We start from the raw sequence: 18,577 nt of genomic DNA, 5'->3' as shown, positions 1-18,577 counted from the left end.
GACTCACACGGCTAAGTTGTTCAAAAAAAAGACTTAAAGAATCACTTTTTTATCTTTCAAATCATTGACATTTGACTTGAAAAAAGTTAAGATATTATATGGTATTGTTTGCCCCATGATGAGCCCCGGAAACTTATTATGCATTCAAACAAACAGAAGAATATGGAGGAAATTAACGTGCGTACAACTTATATGGCTAAACCAAGCGAAGTAGAACGTAACTGGTATGTAATCGATGCTACTGATATCCCATTAGGTCGCTTATCTACTGTCGTTGCATCTATCTTACGTGGAAAAAATAAACCAACTTACACTCCTCATGTTGATACAGGGGACTTTGTAATTGTAATCAATGCAGATCAAGTAAAATTAACAGGTAAAAAAGCAACTGACAAAATTTACTCTCGTAACATCGATGGTAACCCAGGTGGATTGAAACAAATCTCTGCTGGTGCATTACGTGCTAAAGACTCTCGTAAATTAGTTGAATTGTCTGTAAAAGGTATGCTTCCTAAAAACACTTTGGGACGTAAACAAGGCATGAAATTACACGTTTACGGCGGCTCAGAACACAGCCACCAAGCACAACAACCAAAAACTTTAGACATTACAGACTTAATTTAAGGAGGGAATTTCATTGGCACAAGTACAATATACTGCAACAGGACGTCGTAAAAACTCAACTGCACGTGTACGCCTAGTACCAGGTACAGGTAAAATCATGTTCAACAAAAAAGATATCGCTGAATATCTTCCATACGAAAGTTTACATGTTATTGTAAAACAACCTTTAGAAGTAACTGAAACTACAGGTAACTACGATATCATCATCAACGTTAATGGTGGTGGATACGCTGGACAAGCTGGAGCAGCTCGTCACGGTATCGCTCGCGCATTGTTAGAAGTAGATCCTTCTTTCCGTGCACCATTAAAATCAGCTGGTCTATTAACACGTGACCCTCGTATGAAAGAACGTAAAAAACCAGGTCTTAAGAAAGCTCGTAAAGCTTCTCAATTCTCAAAACGTTAATTCGTTACTATATCAACGTTTCAAGACACTTTCCATTTTTTGGAAGGTGTCTTTTTTTTGTAGTGACTGAAAACATGACTGAATGGACTAAAAATTGACCTGTTGTGCAAACTTCTCAGCGGTGTTTTCCAGTGCTCTTTTAGTCATATGTCCGTATACGTCCATGGTGATTTGGACAGTAGAATGACCCAAACGTTCTTGGATTTCTTTCATGCTCGCCCCACTTTCAATTAATATAGAGGCATGTGTATGACGAAAGCCGTGTACTGTAATTTTGTGCAACATGGGATTAAACTTTAGAACTTTCTCCACAATAGTATCAGGATACTTCATGTATAAAGGCTCATTAAAGGCATAATTGGAAAAGCGATTGAAAACAGGCTGAGTTTTTTGAAATTGATTTATACCAAGTTGCAACAACTCTTGTGCTTGAGCATTTTTCCATCTTTTCAAGATAGAGACCGTTTTACCATCGAGAGATATAGTTCGGATGGATTTTTTTGTTTTTACTTCACTCAACTGTTGTTTTCCATCCAAGTAAGATATATTTCGCTTTACGCTCAATGTCTTCCGTTCAAAATCTATGTCTGACCAGTTAAGAGCGATTAACTCACCCTTTCTTAAACCGGAAAAAGCTAAAACCCTAAATATGGCTAATTCTTTGAGCCCAAAATGTTTGGTTAACGTACCAAAAAAAGATTGGAGTTCGTTGGTATCATAGAAGTTTTTGTCAACTTGGTCTAATAGTTGGTCCTTGGTCACTTTTTTCCGAGGCATCTGTACAAATCGGATAGGGTTGTCTGATGTATATTTTAATCGTACGGAATAGTCAAGAACTCTTTGTACACATGATTTCAATACTTTAAAATTTGTATAGTAGGTGCTCCATTCATTGACTACTTGCTGGCAGTAACCTAATGTAATGGAATCAACTGACTTATCTCCAAATTTCGGCAAAATATATTTGTCGAATTGCTGCATAGTCCTATCCAATGTTATTGGACGGACTGTGTTTTGATACCCAATTTTCCATTCATTAAATACATCAAAAAAAGTAGCTGTTTCTTTTTTTGAAAATGTTCCTTTTGATAGTTCTAATCTTAATTTCGCCAGTTCAAATTCGGCTTCAGCTTCAGAAGAGAACCCTCTTTTTGTGATGGACTCTCTTTTTCCGGTGGAAGGATTTATACCGATATAATGAGAAAACCAATATGTTGTTTTGCCTGTTCTTTTTCCCTTGTATTCTTTTACCTTTGTCATAATGATGACCCCTTTTCTAATGTAATGGAATTCTGACCACGCCTTTTGGTTGAATTCGCTTATCATAGATAAAAGGATTCAAAAATATAACACTTCGATGTTCGACCACAGTTCTATGTTCATCCACCGGTAGAATTTTTACTAATATTTCCCCCTTTCAAAGTACATTATATAACATCTATTACTATATAACCTATGCTACATCAAATATTTATCGTTACAGAAGCAAAGGTCATCGTGATATTATAGAATTTCTTTTTGCTTGAACAGGGCTCGAACAGGTTAAGTTAAAATTTGGGGCATATTTTTCCAACTCTATGAATAGAATAGGAAAAACTAAAAGGAGAAATGCCCAATGAATGATTTTGGAAAAGTGATGGATACATATTTGAAAGAAATGGAACAACGAATTACGGAGAAATTAACTCAACAATTGGAGAATACTTCTCATAAAAAAGCTGAAAAAATGTGGATGAATAAAACAGAATGTGCGAAGTATTTAGGAGTTTCCTTTAAAACATTAGATAAATTTATGAAAGAACATTCCAATTTTCCGTCTACGAACATATCGGGAGCTATTCGATTTAATGCCAAACGAGTGGATGAATGGTTTGAAATACATGACGAGATGATTAAAATGAGAAATAGAAAGCGTGCATCTTAATTTCATGAAATTAAATAAGGAGAAAAAGAGGGGACGCTATGGAGTGATTCAGCCTTTTTTAATATCTACAATTTTACAGAGAAGAGAGTCGCCCTCAAAGCACGCGTACATCGCATGATGTATACCTGCATAGTATTGCTATTAAGTTAAGGTGGATATAGCATAGGGTGGCTCATCAGATGTGTTTTTTTGTGTAGGATTTAATGAAGCTGTCGTATAATAAAGGTAGAAAAGAAACGAGGAGCGGTGGATGATGACAAATAAACTGAAAAGAATCGGAAAAAGCCTAATGGTCGAAGTTCCTGACGGAATCGTAGAGCATTTGGGATTGGAGGAAGGAGATATATTAAACTTCTCCGTGCACGGAGACAGCATGCTGGTTGCTAAGAAAGGGCAATCCGAAATGAAAGACTTCATGGATTTAGTCCGGAAGATTACCGACGAGAACGATGAAGTGTTTAGAGCATTGAAGGATAGATGAAGAAAGGAGGGAAGGACATGAGAGAGAAACCGTACAGGTCATTTGGACCGGACACGAAACGGAAAAGGCCTCGAAGCAGGAATAAGTATGAGTGGCTCAAAAAAATGGAGATAAAGAGGGGGTACCCTATCGGGGAAGTTGGTAACCGTGTGTGGCTGGATGTTGAGGACCATTCGAAAGGCTTCTACGAACTGAATGAGGAGGGGAATGAAATCCAGTGGTATCCAGACCCTGAACCAGTCAGAGATGAAAAGAAAGAGGATGAAGTTTAACTATAACAATACGACGGTCCTTGATACGAATAGATAATTGTAAGATATAGACCGTCTTACATGGCATAACTGATTGGCTTTGCTGCTTGATTAAGATGAATAGTGAAGAGAGAACCGAGTATGGGTTCTTTTTTATTTGGTGATGGATAAAAAAAAATTTTGCTACTTGCGTTGACGTGATTAGCTTAGTAAAAGAAAGGATGATTACATGCTGATTTTAGACAACGGCTGTTATTGGTTCAAAGTTGAGAGGATAGATATTAAGCAAGGTGTGTACGAAGTTGTTCCTGTCAATATGTGTGGGGCCTCAGATGGTGGTCGCCTCTATAGAAACCCCGCTATGAAGAAAAGCAAGAGTTCACGCTTCGCCAGGTAAGGGTATGTGAGGTTTATCAAGAAACGGAAGACCGGCTCATCTAAAGAAGGAATCGCAATTCGGGGAAATAGTCCGAAAGAAAGCATAAGAGTATCTGTTATTGAACAGGTACTCTTTTTCCGTTTTAGTAATTATATTTTACTTGAAGGTAGGTGTGTTGATAGTTTTCTTTTAACTATATAGAAAAAGAACTCAAGCGTTATACTTCCATAAATAACGGTCACTATTATTCTATGAGATTCAATATGATTTGAATAAAAGTCTATAGAACTCCATACAATTACTTTAAGGAGGTGATAGGATGGAAAAAGGTTTGGAAGAACAAGTCCCTGAATGGATTGAAAACGTAATTTCTGCTCAAGTTGAAAAGTACTATAATGAACTCATTATTCAAAATAAGAAGTACTTGAACAAAAAAGAAACGTGTGTGTATCTTGGAATATCATATGCTACTGCAGAAAAGTATATTTTTCCAATTACACCGCACCTTAAATTTGGTAAGACGATTAAATATGACAAGGTAGATATTGACCAGTGGGTGAAAGAAAATAAATTATTTCAAATATAAGCATGAAAAGAGCATGGGACTTTAAAGGTCTCATGCTTTTATTTGTTGTTTGTAGATTAGATGGACAACTTGTGTATATATAATCAAGAAGTTCCTAAGAGAACAATTTCTACTTTTTTGTGAGTTGAATATGTCTCTGTATAAGCGCAAAGTGCGTATTGAATAATTTGAAGGAAGCATCATAATTCTTAAAATGAGATATTTGGTAGAGACGCTTGCATTCCGCAAGAGTCATATATCTTTTGAGTGGTTTCTTGATATTCTTTGAAGAAGAGTAGATTCTGAATTGCATGGGATATAGACCAAGGCGTGCATTCTTCATCATATTTTTTGTTGTCATAGTTGAATAATCAACCATGATGGAATCTTCTCCATCTTCGTCAATAATAAGATGAGTGAGATGTGAAGTAAGATATGCGGCTAATTTGTTAACTTGGATAATAGTCTGTGTATGTACTGTCCCATTCTTCCATTTCTTTATAAGAACTGATTCAATGTCAGCGGTTATTTCTTTGTTGCAACGGAGCAACACATGCATGTGCCAGGAACCTGACAAATGTGGTTCCCTAACCACGATGTAGTCAAAGGAACAATTGCTTTTTAATTGATTACTAATACGCTTCATGTAATTACGAAAATCAGACGATAATCCATCTGGATTCAGAAAAGGATTTGCATAAGTAAGGGTCAAAAAAAGTTCCTGATTATCACCAGAAAAGTTATTCAATATCAGCCAATTCAATTCTCTACGAGTACGATAAAAGGTTGATTCATTTTGTGTTCGTTCTGTATTATGAATGTATTCTTTTTTTTCGTTCCCCGTGGGGTCAAGGTAAGTGTCCTTGTCGATTCTTTTTACTTTTTCTATCGGTTGCACATATGTTTGTTCTTTTTTGTGTGTTGCATTGTTCTCTGGGTATTTTGTATATCGGATGTCCACATTGTTCAAGGTGGGTATTACCTTTACAAAATCTTTGTCCAGTATGGTCAGTTGCTTAATATTTTCTTTATTTAACATTCCATTCACCCTTTGCTTTATTAGATAACTTAATATAGACAAGAGGTGTTAATAAAATTCCGTATGAATGCTCGAGAATGGTTCGAGCACTTGAGAATCAATTTAGCCTATTTTTAATTATGTATGTAGTAATAATTTTGAACTTAATATTCGAATAAATGATAGAATAGAAATATAGAATGGGACAGAAAGGAGAATTGATGTGAATAAGAAGAACTTATCGGAACAAGACATATGCTTACGATACATAACGCCTGCTCTTGAAGAAGCAGGATGGGACAAAATGAAACAAATTAGGACAGAATACACCTTTACAGACGGAACGGTTATCGTTCGGGGAAACGTGACGACACGTGGAGAAAGAAAGCGTGCGGACTACTTTTTATCTTACAAACCCAACATTCCTCTTGCTATTGTTGAAGCGAAAGATAATAAACATCGTTTAGGAGATGGTATGCAGCAAGCGATGGACTATGCGGAAAGGCTGGACATTCCATTCGCCTACAGTTCGAATGGAGATGGATTCATCGAACACGACTTCACAACTGGGATGGAAACCGAGATTCGCTTGGACGAATTTCCGTCACCAGAACGTCTTTGGCAACGTTATAAAAAGTATAAAGGGATAGACACTCCTGAAAAAGAACAAATCGTTTCAGAACCGTTCTACTATATGACGGGGTACAATGCTCCACGTTACTACCAACGGGTAGCTGTTAACCGTGTCGTGGAAGCTGTTGCTCAAGGGAGGAACCGGATGTTGTTGCTGATGGCCACCGGAACTGGAAAAACCTATACCGCATTTCAGACTATCTGGAGGTTGTGGCAAAGTGGGAAAGTGAAACGGGTGCTGTATTTGGCAGACAGGAATATCCTTATTGACCAAACCATGATTAATGACTTCCGACCATTTGAAGGAGCCATTACCAAAGTACAGAATCGTCATTTAGATAGTTCTTATGAAATTTACATGGCACTGTACCAACAGTTGGTTGGAGAAAATGGTGATAGAATCTTTGAAGAGTTCCAACCAGACTTCTTTGATTTAATTATTATTGATGAAGCACATAGAGGGTCAGCAAAAGAAGACAGTCAATGGAGACAAATTCTGGACTACTTCCAATCCGCGATTCAAATCGGGATGACGGCTACCCCAAAAGAAACAAAAGAAGTAAGTAACATCGATTATTTTGGTGAACCTATTTATACTTATAGTTTGAAACAAGGAATACGAGATGGCTTCTTGGCTCCTTACAAGGTTCTTCGAGTAGGAATGAATGTTGACCTGGAGGGTTATCGTCCTACAAAAGGAATGACTGATATAAACGGTGAAATCGTAGAGGACAGAGAATACAATACGAAAGACTTTGACCGGAGCTTAGTGATTGATGAACGGACGAAGGAAGTCGCCAAACGAATTACGGAATTTTTGAAGACAAATGACCGATTTATGAAAACCATCATTTTCTGCGTAGATATTGACCATGCAAACCGGATGCGATTAGCCTTGATTCAGCAAAATGCGGACATTGTGAAAGAACACCCCAATTACATTATGAAAATAACTGGAGACGATAAGGAAGGGAAAGCCCAACTGTCTAACTTTATTGCTGTGAATTCTCCCTTTCCCACAATTGCCGTGACGAGCGAATTGCTCTCAACAGGTGTGGATGCCAAGATGTGTAAACTCATTGTGGTAGATAAGGAAATTCAGTCCCAAATCATGTTCAAACAAATATTAGGACGTGGAACGCGTATTCGGGAAGAAGATGGGAAAATGTATTTCACCTTCATGGATTTCCGAAATGTTTCCCGTATGTTTGCTGACCCCGAGTTTGACGGAGACCCAGTACAAATTAAAATTGTTGATGCAGGTGAAATTATCCCCCCAGACTCAGAAGATGAGACCAGTGAGGGTGAAGACACTGGAGTAGTTTACGGGCTGGGAGGTGCAGATATTCCGAATGGCGAAGAAGATGAACTCGAAGAACATCAACAAAAGTACCACATCAATGGTGTACTGGTTACAATTTTGAATGAACGAGTTCAGTATGTGGATGTAAACGGGAAACTCATTACAGAATCAATTCGTGATTATTCAAAGAAACACATTCTGGAGCATTACGAAACAATGGATACTTTTATCAAGCGATGGAATTCAGAAAATAAAAAACAAGCCATCATCGAAGAATTAAAAGAAGAAGGCGTGTTGTTGGATGCGTTGCAGGATGAAGTTGGAGTAGACCTTGACCCGTTTGACCTTATTTTACACATTGCTTATGATAAGAAACCATTGACTCGTTCTGAACGTGCGAATAATGTCAAAAAACAAGGGTATCTTTATCAGTATTCTGAAGTAGCCCAAAAGGTTCTTCAAGCATTGCTGGATAAGTATACAGATGCAGAAATCGTAGATTTTAATGATACTAAAATTTTGGAGCTGCAACCCTTCACTGAAATAGGGACGCCCATAAAATTAGTAAGAGCTTTTGGAAATAAGAAGAAATTTATGGCAGCAGTAAAAGATTTAGAAAAAATGTTGTATGCTTGATTGAATACTCATCAAAAAATAGGTATAATATTCATGAAATGACATGGATATTATACTTATTTTTGAATGAGGAGAAGTGATATGGATACACGATTAGCTTTACTGATAGATTATGTGCAAGTGAAAGGCTTTCCCAAAAGTACTGCACCGTTGTTGCATGAATTATTGAAGGTGACGAGCAGAGACGGAAAAATTGTGGTAAATGCTGCATTGAAGCGTGAAATCAGTGGAAAGATTCAGATTACCGTTGGAAGTATCGATAACCTGATATCTAAAATGAGTGAAGAGAGATTATTGCTTCGAATTGACAGAGGGATGTATGAACCGGTTAGCGAGCTCAAAAGCCTGTTTCAAGAATCAGATGTTTTGGAGATGACTATCATCTATTCTGATGATGAGAAGCAGATAACGATACAAGGAGGAAAAGGGAAATGGGTTTAGGGAATTTTATCAAGAGTATCCAAAATATCATGAGGAAGGACAAAGGTGTAGGAACCAACGATGTATTAATATTAGAACAATTGGTTTGGCTCTTGTTCCTGTATATATACGATTATAAAGAAGAAGAATGGGAACTCCACGAAGATAACTTCCAATCCATTATTCCAGAAGAGCTACGGTGGCGAAATTGGGCAGTTGACGAGAAAGATGGCAATGTTCTAACAGGCGATGCACTCTTATCTTTTATCGATTTACAACTATTGCCAACATTGAAAACACTTGAAATTGATGAAACAATCGAGAAGAGAAAAGCCATTGTGAAGAGTATCTTTGAAGACTCGAATAACTACATGAAAAACGGGACCTACTTGCGTCAATTGGTGAATCTCATCAATCAAATGAACTTTGATGAAATAGAGGAACGTCATGCCTTTAATGACATATATGAGGAACTTTTACGTGGCTTGCAAACTGCTGGGAACAATGGACAATATTTTACCCCACGGGCACTAACTGAGTTTACTGCAGAGATGATAGATATTAAAATCGGTGATACAGTTGCGGATTATGCCGCTGGAACCGGTGGTTTCTTAACCAGTGCCTATAAAATTTTAGAAAAACAAGCGAAGACAGTGGAAGACTATAAAATCATTAACGAAAGTATTTTCGGAGCAGAAAAATTCCATCTTCCTTTTTTGTTGGGCGTGACAAATTTAATGTTGCACGGAATTAATACTCCTAACCTGGAACATAAAAACTCGTTTTCTGAAAACGTACTGGAGTATAGAGAACAGGATAAAGTTTCTGTTATCTTGATGAATCCGCCGTTTGGCTCTAAATCAGAGGATAGCAGTATCCAAATGAATTTCCCAAAAGAATTCCAAACCTCAGAAACGGCTGACTTGTTCATGGCTTTAATAATGTATCGTTTAAAGAAGGACGGACGTTGTGGAGTGATTTTGCCAGATGGATTCATGTATGGGGACGGCGTGAAGCAAAGATTGAAAGAAAAGTTATTCAATGAATATAACCTGCACACAATTGTACGATTGCCAGGCTCCGTTTTTGCACCATATACAACCATTGCAACAAATATCCTGTTTTTTGAAAATAATCAAACAGGAACAAAAGAAACTTGGTACTATGAATTGCCGTTGCCAGATAGTTACAAAGCTTTTTCAAAAACAAAACCTTTACTTTCCAATCATTTCGATACCGTAAGAACATGGTGGGACAATAGGGAAGAGTCAGAGTATAGTTGGAAAGTAAGTAAAGAAGATATTATCAAAAGAAATTATGATTTAGACATGAAGAATCCAAATAAGCCCATAGAAAAAATATATAACCCAGGGGAATTGTTAGAAAAATATGATGAAGTAAATAAAAAAATATCAAAACTTCAAGATGCGCTACTTGAAGAGTTAGGAAAATTCTTATAGGAGGTGAATAATTTGAATATTTACCAAGAACATTTTAAAACAATATTTAGCACGAAAAAAAATATCCGAGCTTTAAAAAATGAGGTACTGAATTTAGCAATTCAGGGAAAGTTAGTAGAACAACGCACTGAGGATAAACCAGCCAGTGAATTAATTGAAATGATTCAACTTGAAAAGGAACAATTAATAAGGGATAAAAAAATAAAAAAAGAAACGTTATCCCGTAATATAGTAAGAAAAGAAATGCCATTTATAATTCCAAAAAAATGGGAATGGGTAAGGTTAGGCGATGTTGCGGTAATAAAAGGCGGAAAAAGAATCCCCAAAGGGTATCATTATTTTGAAGAGAAGACAGAACACGTGTACTTGCGTGTAACAGACATGAAAAAAGGAACTATCGATTTAAAAGGATTGAAATACATTGACGATGAAGTCTTTGAAAAAATAAAGAATTACACTATAAGTAAAGAAGAACTTTATATTACCGTTGCTGGAACTATTGGTGATATAGGGACAATACCAGAGGAAGTCCACAACATGAGCCTAACCGAAAATGCAAATAAAATCATGCCTATCAAAATTAATAAATTTTTCCTAAAATATTTCTTAGAATCTGGATTTGTGCAAAATCAGATGAAAGAAAAAACAACTCAGATGGCGCAACCAAAACTTTCTATTAGGAACATACAGGACATCATTTTCCCTATTGCATCTTTAGAAGAACAAGAAAAAATTGTGTGCAAAATTGATACATTGATGTCTGAAATCGACCAACTCGAATTATTACTTGATAAAAAAAATAGTTTGGAAAAAGCTATTCCGAAAGCCGTTGTTTCCGCAATAGCTAAATGTAAAGATGAAGATGAGCTAAGAACTAATCTGGTAAGGGTTATTAACCATTTTTCTGAAATTTATCACACCCCTGATTCCTTGCAAGAATTGCGTGATGTGATTATCCAGTTGGGAATACAAGGGAAATTACTCACTCAAGCCCCCGATGATGAGCCAGCAATTCATTTCTTATCACATATCCAAAAAGAGAAAGAACAATTGTTTAAAAAAAAGCAAAACAAAAATGAAAAAAGGTTGTCTGAACTTGAAGAAGTTGAAATACCTTGGATAATTCCAGATAAATGGGAATGGGAAATGCTTGGAAATGTTTTAACCTTGGTCTCTGGTAGAGACCTTAAACCGGCAGAATACAACAATCAGGAAAAAGGGGTTCCTTATCTTACTGGAGCAAGTAACTTTAGCAAGGGTAATTTGATTATCAATAGATGGACGGAAAAACCAAAAGTAATATCTCAAGCTGGAGATTTATTGATAACTGTAAAGGGTACTATTGGGGATATGGCTTTTCAAGATATAAAAGAAGCACATATTGCTCGGCAAATTATGGCTTTGAGAAATGATTATTATGTAGATATGAATTATGTGCATTACTTTTTACAATCATATGTACACCTTTTACAAGAAAATGCAAAAAGTATCATTCCAGGTATTTCTCGGGATGACTTATTAAAAGCGCCCATTCCTATTCCACCTATAGAGGAACAGCCTCGCATTGTAGCAAAAATCAACTCGTTAATGGTATTGATAGACCAGCTGGAAATTGAAATGGGGAAAAAAGAAGTATTGGTTGAAAATATGGCAACCATACAAGGAGCTGCAAAGGAATTACAAAGTGTTTGAATGATTAGTTTGTTTGATTGATATCTAAAACATCAATCAACTCTATTGTATCAACGTATTAAGTTGAACAGAATTTCTAATAACTGCAATGAAAGTAGTAATGAGGCTATATTAAAAAATCGGGAAGAAGTCATTTTAACTTTTTTAAATGTCAAAAAAAAAGAAATTATGGATAAGTTCTAACCTTTTAATGGTAAAGAAATAGAAGTAAGTTAAAAGATGCCATCATTAAAAAGAAAGGGAATGACTGAGATAACGTCCAATGCTGCTCACTTAATAATAGGACTGAGTGATATATTGTTAGGTCCGTTTCATTTATTTCGGTTATTCCAATGACTCATCTCCGTTCTATTAAGTATGATAATAATATTCATTATCAATAACAATATTATGTCTCTTTATGAGCTCAATATGATATAATAATAAAGCCACCTCTTGAAAAATGGTTCTTAACCGCAACCGGCTAAAGTGAGAGTGGCGGTTATTTTTTTGTGTTGGCAGCTGACCTTTTAAGGTTGGCTGCTTTTTATTTATTTTTGTTTTTTGGGGAGATAATTTTTGGAGAAACAGGTGGAATTTTCAAAAAATTGATATCTCTTTATCCTTTCTGGATTATAATAAGAAGAATAGCAGAAATCATCAAGGACCAAACACCTTCGCTATCAAATAGAAAGACGTTGCTGAAATAATTGCTCATTTAATAGTTATGAGAAAAATAAAAAAGGAGATTCCATTATGAATATGAAGCTTGTCATTGGATTAGTAATATTTGCTGCAATATTTTTGATATGGAAATTTTTTTTCAAAAAGAAAGAGGATAATCTTTCTGCGTACGTGACAGCATCAGGCGCAACTTTGATTTTTCAATCTTTTCCGGATTGGTCGGATACTTTATTTCAAACTTTGGTTAATAAAAATTATAGTAACGGAACAAATTATACCTCTCTAATTATTGGTATTTGTCTATTGCTTTTGGGAATTTACTTACAGTTTGAATTTAGAAAGAAAATTTACATATTAAATTTCTTTGGAAATGACAAGAAAAGAATTAGAGATAAAAAAGTACTGAAGAAATTAAAATATTCTGATTTGATTGTTAGAGAGCGAGAATTGGATGTTGTAAGAATACTCGGTACAGGAAATAATATGAATGAGCAAAAGGCAAAATATATTTGTGAGGAAATAAAAGAGAAGACTGAGACTTTTATTTATGAGAGTAGTGAATCCAAACGAGGTTTTACTGGAATGGCCTCTATTCCTCTGATTTGTCTGGCAGGAACTTATTTTGCGAGTAACGAAGTCGATGTTTATTTTGAATATGACCGATATAATAAAGTATATAACAAGTTGGAGAGTCGTAAATTTTCCAGACCTTTATATCCCAAAATAAATGTTAACAAGTCATACGCATCGAAATCTGAATTTGAAGAAGTTATTATTACGGTTTCGACAACGGCTGAAATAAACAAAAAAGATTTGGTTCAATTTGGGAAAATACCTGTCGTTGAAATTAAAGTAAATTCTGCAAAAGATAATACAATCAGCACATACAATCAACTTATGAAATATGCACTTGAAATATCGGAGGAAATTGAAAGAGTGAAACAACAAAATGGAGTTAATACAATTCATCTTGTAATGGCAACTCAAAGTTGTTTGGTATTGGAAATTGGGAGACACATTGCAATGAATAGGAATAGAATCCCAACAGTAATTGTGTATCATTACAATGCAGCGAATAAAATACGCTATCCATTCGGCATAATTGTAACAGAGCAAAATAAGGGAAAGCTCATTATGTCTAAAGAAAGGAGCTTTTAATGTACGATTTAAATAAAGAATTCAATACTTTTTACGATGAGCATGTCATCTTGGAACATGAGGCGATTAAGAGTCTGCATACCAAGAAAAACCTAAATATCGAGCGTTTGGAAAACGGGTTAGCTGAGTATAATGAAGAGAAAGGGACTAAATACAAGTTGGCAGAGCATATCGTGCAAGGAAGTGTAGCTATGTCAACTGTGACGCAGAACGAAAAAAATGAATATGATATTGATGTTGCTATAGTGTTTGATTCAGATAATCTTCCAGATGGGGACACAAGAGCTACCAAAAATATGGTATTAAATGCGTTAGAAAAGAAAACTTATTTATTCAAGCAAGCACCAGAATTTAAAACAAATTGCATTCGAGTTGTTTATTCAGAAGGGTATCACATAGATTTTGCGGTGTATAGAAGAACGAAAACTTTTAATGATGACTACTCTTATGAGCATGCAGGCAGTCAGTGGAGAAAAAGAAACCCAAAAGTTATTACCAATTGGTTCGCCGAGCAAGATGACGATAAGGATAATAATCTACGGAAGATAACCCGACTTATAAAGATGTTTAGCACATCTCGGAAACATTGGAATATGCCTGGAGGATTAATACTTTCAGTTTTATGCAACGAACAATATTCCAACAGCGAACGGTTAGATGAAATGTTTTACAAAACTATTGTAAACATACGTGACCGTTTGCAGAACTACACAGCTGTATATAACCCAACTGATATTGCTCAATCGTTGTTGTTAATAAAAGAAGATGACTCGAAGATGAGAAATCTAATGACCCGATTGAGTGACTACATATCCAAGCTGGATGTGCTTTTTGAAAGTGATTGTAGTCGTGATGAAGCTCTTTCAGTTTGGAGCGATTTTTTTAATCATGATTTTTGGAAAGAACAGTTAACAGAAGGAACTTCAGCAAGAGTGCTTACTGAAGATTATTCAGCCCCTGATGAAGCATATATTCAGAATGTTTTTCAGGTATCAAACGATAAGTTTGTCCGAATTGACTGCGAAGTCACGGATAATCTTCATAGAACAAAATCTTTAAGAGCGATGTTGGCAAACAATGAAACTATAGATGTAGGTAGTTCATTGAGATATTTTCTTACAGCAACAAAAGTAAGCACGCCTTATGATGTTTGGTGGAAGGTTAAAAACAGAGGGGAAGAAGCCAAGCGTAAAAATTGCTTACGGGGAGAGATAGCACCTGATGAAGATGGAGCAAAAGGAGTTAGAAAAGAAACCGCATCATTTATAGGAAATCATTATGTAGAATGCTATCTAATTAAAAACGGTGTTTGTGTTGCAACTTCAAGAATAGACGTTCCAATTAGATAAAGACCATTTAGTGTTCTTGGAATTGCACCTAAGAGAAATTTCCTTAATCGTTAACTTAACTTTTACAATAAAATAAGATGTTTATGTACAAAAAACACTTATATTTCTCATTAATTTGGTGATTTATAAGTGTTTTTTTATTTATTTATATTTATGCATGATATATTGACTATTGTCGATTTTTATACGTTTAGTTTGTATAATTTATTAAAAAGTAGTATATTTTATCGGTTGGGACTCTTGTTGAAATTGAGGCAGATGTTGCTACGAGATAGACGATATTTGGAGGTAATATAATTGACGGAAAATATATTTGAAAGACAAAAAAGAAAGAAGCATTTAGAGATTTTTTCTGCCATAAAATTAAAAAATAAAAGTATTGAAGATTATGAAGTGATTTTTGATTATACTTTAAATGTGCCACCTAAAATAATTTCTGTTGTCGCTAAAGATATAATAGACGACTGGTCGTGTAGTGATATACTCTTTTATATTGAATCAGATATTAGAGATGAAAGAATCTTATACTATAGACAAGCTTATATGAATGGAATGTCTTATACAGAGAGGAATTGGTTTATGTTTTATCATGCTACTTTTCCAATAAATGATGAATTATACGATATAACTCTTAACGCATTAGCAAACAAAGTACCTTTTGAAGTTGTCAGACGATTTTTGGTTGACCCAATATATGACCTTTATTATGAAAAGAATAATCAATTATTAAAAATATTTATGAGAAGAGAATTTACAATAGCTGAATCTTTGTATTTAACTTATATTTCCATAAAGTATAATGAAAAAATCAAAAATGAATGTGAGATATTAATTAAGAAGAAGTATGATATAAATATAATTGAGGAAGAAATTAAAGGAAAATATCCACGAGAAAATTATTGAAATTACTTTAGTTTCATTAAGTGAGGTCAGTAATAAACCTTAAATTATAAAACATGGTCGAAATTATTTCTTTAATTTTAAATTATAGTTGATAAAAATATTTATCGGAGTTTATAAACCTATATAACTCAAGATGGTCATAATTGCAGGCCAATAAAAATAGCAGAACATCTTCATTTATCTTAATGAAGATGTTCTGCTAATAATATAAATGTTTTTCTCAGCGTGGTCAAAATTCCTTAAAGTATTTATTTTGTATTATTCAGTCACAAATAAAAGTAAGAAGCGTTTGGTTATATTGTGACTGAACTCGTGACTGAAAGAATCCAATCATGTACCGCTTCATCCAATTCGTATTTGATAAAAAGCATTGATATATGCTTTTTACAAGTACATACAATCCTATACAACTCAGAAGACCAAAAACCAGGTCTTAAGAAAGCTCGTAAAGCTTCTCAATTCTCAAAACGTTAAGATCACAATTTGTATTATCAAAAGAGAATTGCTTATATGCAGTTCTCTTTTTTTTGTGCGTGAAAATTGGCGGTCTCAATTTGCTGCAGCCGTAAGAACGCAGTGATGTACGGATGTAGTATAAGGCGAATGGAAAGAGCGTTGCTCAAAATGTTAATATATCTTTATATATCAACATTTCAAGGCGCTTTCCAATTTTTGGAGAGTGTCTTTTTTTAGTGCGCCCGGCATGGGTGATAAATTAGCAACTGCTTTTTTTAAAACAAAATATAACTGTAATGATTGAAAATGAAAGAATCAACTCTCAGTATTAATACTGAGAGCTGATTCTTTTTTTAGACTAGAGAAATTTTTTGTTTGCTAATCATTAAAGCATTTTTTCTTTATTGAATATATAAGAAGCCAACAAATCGTATATATCACAATACCAATGATAATTTTCACAAAATTGTTATCAGTTGAAAAGGCATGACTGCTGAAAAATATTGAGACTAAAATAATAAATTTCAGTAAGCTCTCTTCCCAGGAAGTCTTTAAGTATTTTTTATTATTCATCAGTTTATCCCACACATATCAAAGTTTTATAATCTATATTGTATCTCTGAACTATATTTTTTTAATTAGAACAAATATTTATCATTAATTAGGACTATAATAAACTGTTTTTTGACCTAAAAGTTTTGTTCTGCTGCTATTTGAAAATTGTTTTATAATGACTCTTTCACCCTTTATAGTTGGAACAGGAGTAGAGTAGTCAAAAATTCTATACACCTCTTCAGAATTATAAACATATGTAAGGGTCATAGAATAAGCTAATGCTGCAACATCGATTAAATAAGCTGATATCTTAGCATATACGTTAGGAATATAGTCAATGACGCGCGAAATTGCTAATGCGATTGCACCAATAGATAATCCTTTGACGTAAGTACTTGTTTTAAAGGTTTTTAAGTATTCCCAGTTACTATTCATAAAAGGAGTAATATGATTATCGATTGATAATTCTTCGGTATTTTGTACAACTTCTTCCAATTCAATATTCTGAGTAAATTCTTCCCCATAAAAAGATCCTTCTTAGTAAAGAGAACACCACTTTACAAAAAAATTAGTCACTAGGTTTCTGTCTAACCCACCGGTTAAAAGCAGCTAAAAGTGGGAATGAATTTATCCTATCTTCGAGCGGAAGGACGAAGTTGTAGAAAAATAGTTCCTTAAGCTATGGATTGTGAATCCCTTTTGGTATAATGGGTTCATAACAAACAACTCCCTTTTTTGTTGGTTTTTTTGTCAAATCAATCATACAAAAAAGTCAGGGTTGTTTGTATTTTTATGTCCTCCATTACTTAAAAAGTTGTAAAGTGGTGTAATTAGCTACTTAAACGATAAAAATATGTTATAGGTTAAGAAAAAAGCTATTTATAACTTTCAACACACTATTTTATATAAAATCATGTATTGAGAATTTTATTAGTTTAAGGTTCTTTTTTTGTTTCAAAAGGGGAAACCCTAATAGAATCAGGAATACTCTCGTACATTACCCTACTCATATGATAGGATTCCAAATAAGTAATAATGAGAAGAACATACACCAGTATCAGATAGGTATGTTCTTCTCATAGTGAGACCATGCTGTCCATATTGTCACAGTCTTTTCCTTCTTATCAATTGTAAACACAACTCTATGCTGTCCATTGATTCTCATTGAATGGATTTTCTTGTGTTTTGGCTGAAGAACTTCATTTCTCCTGACCTGCTCAAAAGGATTCTTTCTTAGTATTTCAACTATTTCATCATAGTCACCTTTTAGACCAGCTTTTTCTAATAATGGAATGTGCTTCTTTTTGACTTCTTTATATTGTCTTATTTTCCAATCTGTCATTAAATTTCCTCGAAGTCGTCTTCAGTTGAATTTTCCATTGCATCTAACACATAACTCAATGTGCCAGTTCTTTCCAAGTACAATTCTTCTTGCATTTTATCATATTCTCTTTTAGAGAGTAAGACTACACCATCATTTGAACCATTCTTCGCATTTAAAGTGATTTCTAAAGTTGCGTTTTCAGTTGATATCTTGTTTAAAGTGTTGAACATGTCTTTTCTGAAGTTTGTTGGTGTGATTATATCCATCTTTTCTCAACTCCTTTTTCTCTATATGTACATTATAGTGTACATATAGAGAAAAATCAACTAATACTCTTAAATAAGTATCGACTTTGATACTATTAGTATAGTCGGTTA

General features: G+C 34.5%; 18 protein-coding genes. 13 read left to right on the top strand and 5 right to left on the bottom strand.

All coding sequences use genetic code 11. The features are described 5' to 3' along the window. Positions 1–177 precede the first annotated feature (177 nt). Both rplM and rpsI read left to right on the top strand, forming a co-directional pair. Positions 178–624 (top strand): 50S ribosomal protein L13, encoded by a 447-nt coding sequence (gene rplM / locus ACEN4L_RS03510; protein WP_407095971.1) that lies wholly within the window; start codon positions 178–180, stop codon positions 622–624. Between the two features lie 13 nt (positions 625–637). Then, positions 638–1,030, top strand: a complete 393-nt coding sequence (gene rpsI / locus ACEN4L_RS03505; RefSeq protein WP_204212075.1) for a 30S ribosomal protein S9 — start codon at positions 638–640, stop codon at positions 1,028–1,030. 87 nt (positions 1,031–1,117) lie between these two features. On the opposite strand, the gene ACEN4L_RS03500 is transcribed toward rpsI, so the two are convergent. Further along, positions 1,118–2,290, bottom strand: a complete 1,173-nt coding sequence (locus ACEN4L_RS03500; RefSeq protein ID WP_407095970.1) for a tyrosine-type recombinase/integrase — start codon at positions 2,288–2,290, stop codon at positions 1,118–1,120. Positions 2,291–2,645: 355 nt separating this feature from the next. Here ACEN4L_RS03500 and ACEN4L_RS03495 point away from each other — a divergent pair, with 355 nt between their 5' ends. The 4 genes from ACEN4L_RS03495 to ACEN4L_RS03480 all read left to right on the top strand — a co-directional run bounded on the left by ACEN4L_RS03495 (position 2,646) and on the right by ACEN4L_RS03480 (position 4,651). Next, complete coding sequence (locus ACEN4L_RS03495; protein WP_407095969.1) at positions 2,646–2,954, top strand: hypothetical protein; 309 nt, start codon at positions 2,646–2,648, stop codon at positions 2,952–2,954. 253 nt (positions 2,955–3,207) lie between these two features. After that, positions 3,208–3,435: an AbrB/MazE/SpoVT family DNA-binding domain-containing protein gene (locus tag ACEN4L_RS03490; protein ID WP_407095968.1), complete on the top strand. Its 228-nt coding sequence runs from the start codon at positions 3,208–3,210 to the stop codon at positions 3,433–3,435. Positions 3,436–3,452: 17 nt separating this feature from the next. Next, positions 3,453–3,707: a hypothetical protein gene (locus ACEN4L_RS03485; RefSeq protein WP_407095967.1), complete on the top strand. Its 255-nt coding sequence runs from the start codon at positions 3,453–3,455 to the stop codon at positions 3,705–3,707. A 677-nt stretch (positions 3,708–4,384) separates the two neighbouring features. Beyond that, complete coding sequence (locus ACEN4L_RS03480) at positions 4,385–4,651, top strand: helix-turn-helix transcriptional regulator (RefSeq protein WP_407095966.1); 267 nt, start codon at positions 4,385–4,387, stop codon at positions 4,649–4,651. Between the two features lie 109 nt (positions 4,652–4,760). On the opposite strand, the gene ACEN4L_RS03475 is transcribed toward ACEN4L_RS03480, so the two are convergent. Continuing rightward, positions 4,761–5,669, bottom strand: coding sequence for a hypothetical protein (locus tag ACEN4L_RS03475; protein WP_407095965.1), 909 nt, complete (start codon positions 5,667–5,669; stop codon positions 4,761–4,763). A 202-nt stretch (positions 5,670–5,871) separates the two neighbouring features. Here ACEN4L_RS03475 and hsdR point away from each other — a divergent pair, with 202 nt between their 5' ends. The 7 genes from hsdR (at position 5,872) to ACEN4L_RS03440 (ending at position 15,865) form a co-directional block, all read left to right on the top strand. Further along, complete coding sequence (gene hsdR, locus ACEN4L_RS03470; protein ID WP_407095964.1) at positions 5,872–8,220, top strand: EcoAI/FtnUII family type I restriction enzme subunit R; 2,349 nt, start codon at positions 5,872–5,874, stop codon at positions 8,218–8,220. Positions 8,221–8,301: 81 nt separating this feature from the next. Further along, positions 8,302–8,661 carry a hypothetical protein gene (locus ACEN4L_RS03465; protein WP_407095963.1) on the top strand — a complete coding sequence of 120 codons (360 nt, stop codon included), beginning with the start codon at positions 8,302–8,304 and terminating at the stop codon, positions 8,659–8,661. Next, a complete protein-coding gene (locus ACEN4L_RS03460; RefSeq protein WP_407095962.1) occupies positions 8,652–10,100 on the top strand; it encodes an N-6 DNA methylase in 1,449 nt (482 codons plus the stop codon). Before ACEN4L_RS03465 ends, ACEN4L_RS03460 begins: the two co-directional genes overlap by 10 nt. Before the next feature lie 12 nt (positions 10,101–10,112). Continuing rightward, complete coding sequence (locus ACEN4L_RS03455) at positions 10,113–11,792, top strand: restriction endonuclease subunit S (protein WP_407095961.1); 1,680 nt, start codon at positions 10,113–10,115, stop codon at positions 11,790–11,792. A gap of 735 nt (positions 11,793–12,527) precedes the next feature. Next, the gene (locus ACEN4L_RS03450; RefSeq protein WP_407095960.1) at positions 12,528–13,613 is read left to right on the top strand and encodes an SAVED domain-containing protein; all 1,086 of its coding nucleotides are present in this window, start codon (positions 12,528–12,530) and stop codon (positions 13,611–13,613) included. After that, entirely contained in the window at positions 13,613–14,962 is a 1,350-nt protein-coding gene (locus tag ACEN4L_RS03445; RefSeq protein WP_407095959.1) for a nucleotide-binding domain-containing protein, read from the top strand. Before ACEN4L_RS03450 ends, ACEN4L_RS03445 begins: the two co-directional genes overlap by 1 nt. Before the next feature lie 297 nt (positions 14,963–15,259). Continuing rightward, on the top strand, positions 15,260–15,865 hold the full coding sequence (locus ACEN4L_RS03440; RefSeq protein ID WP_407095958.1) for a hypothetical protein: 606 nt from the start codon (positions 15,260–15,262) through the stop codon (positions 15,863–15,865). 1,113 nt (positions 15,866–16,978) lie between these two features. Here ACEN4L_RS03440 and ACEN4L_RS03435 read toward each other — a convergent pair. From ACEN4L_RS03435 to ACEN4L_RS03425, 3 genes are all read right to left on the bottom strand, one after another. Continuing rightward, positions 16,979–17,371 (bottom strand): hypothetical protein, encoded by a 393-nt coding sequence (locus ACEN4L_RS03435; RefSeq protein WP_207558087.1) that lies wholly within the window; start codon positions 17,369–17,371, stop codon positions 16,979–16,981. Positions 17,372–17,933: 562 nt separating this feature from the next. Further along, positions 17,934–18,218, bottom strand: coding sequence for a type II toxin-antitoxin system YoeB family toxin (locus ACEN4L_RS03430; RefSeq protein ID WP_188205484.1), 285 nt, complete (start codon positions 18,216–18,218; stop codon positions 17,934–17,936). Continuing rightward, a complete protein-coding gene (locus ACEN4L_RS03425; RefSeq protein WP_188205485.1) occupies positions 18,218–18,466 on the bottom strand; it encodes a type II toxin-antitoxin system Phd/YefM family antitoxin in 249 nt (82 codons plus the stop codon). Before ACEN4L_RS03425 ends, ACEN4L_RS03430 begins: the two co-directional genes overlap by 1 nt. Positions 18,467–18,577: the final 111 nt, after the last annotated feature.

It is taken from the genome of Desemzia sp. FAM 23988 (assembly GCF_045528365.1).
In the GTDB taxonomy this organism is placed as follows: domain Bacteria; phylum Bacillota; class Bacilli; order Lactobacillales; family Carnobacteriaceae; genus Desemzia.
This window is presented reverse-complemented; position numbering and strand designations above follow the sequence as displayed.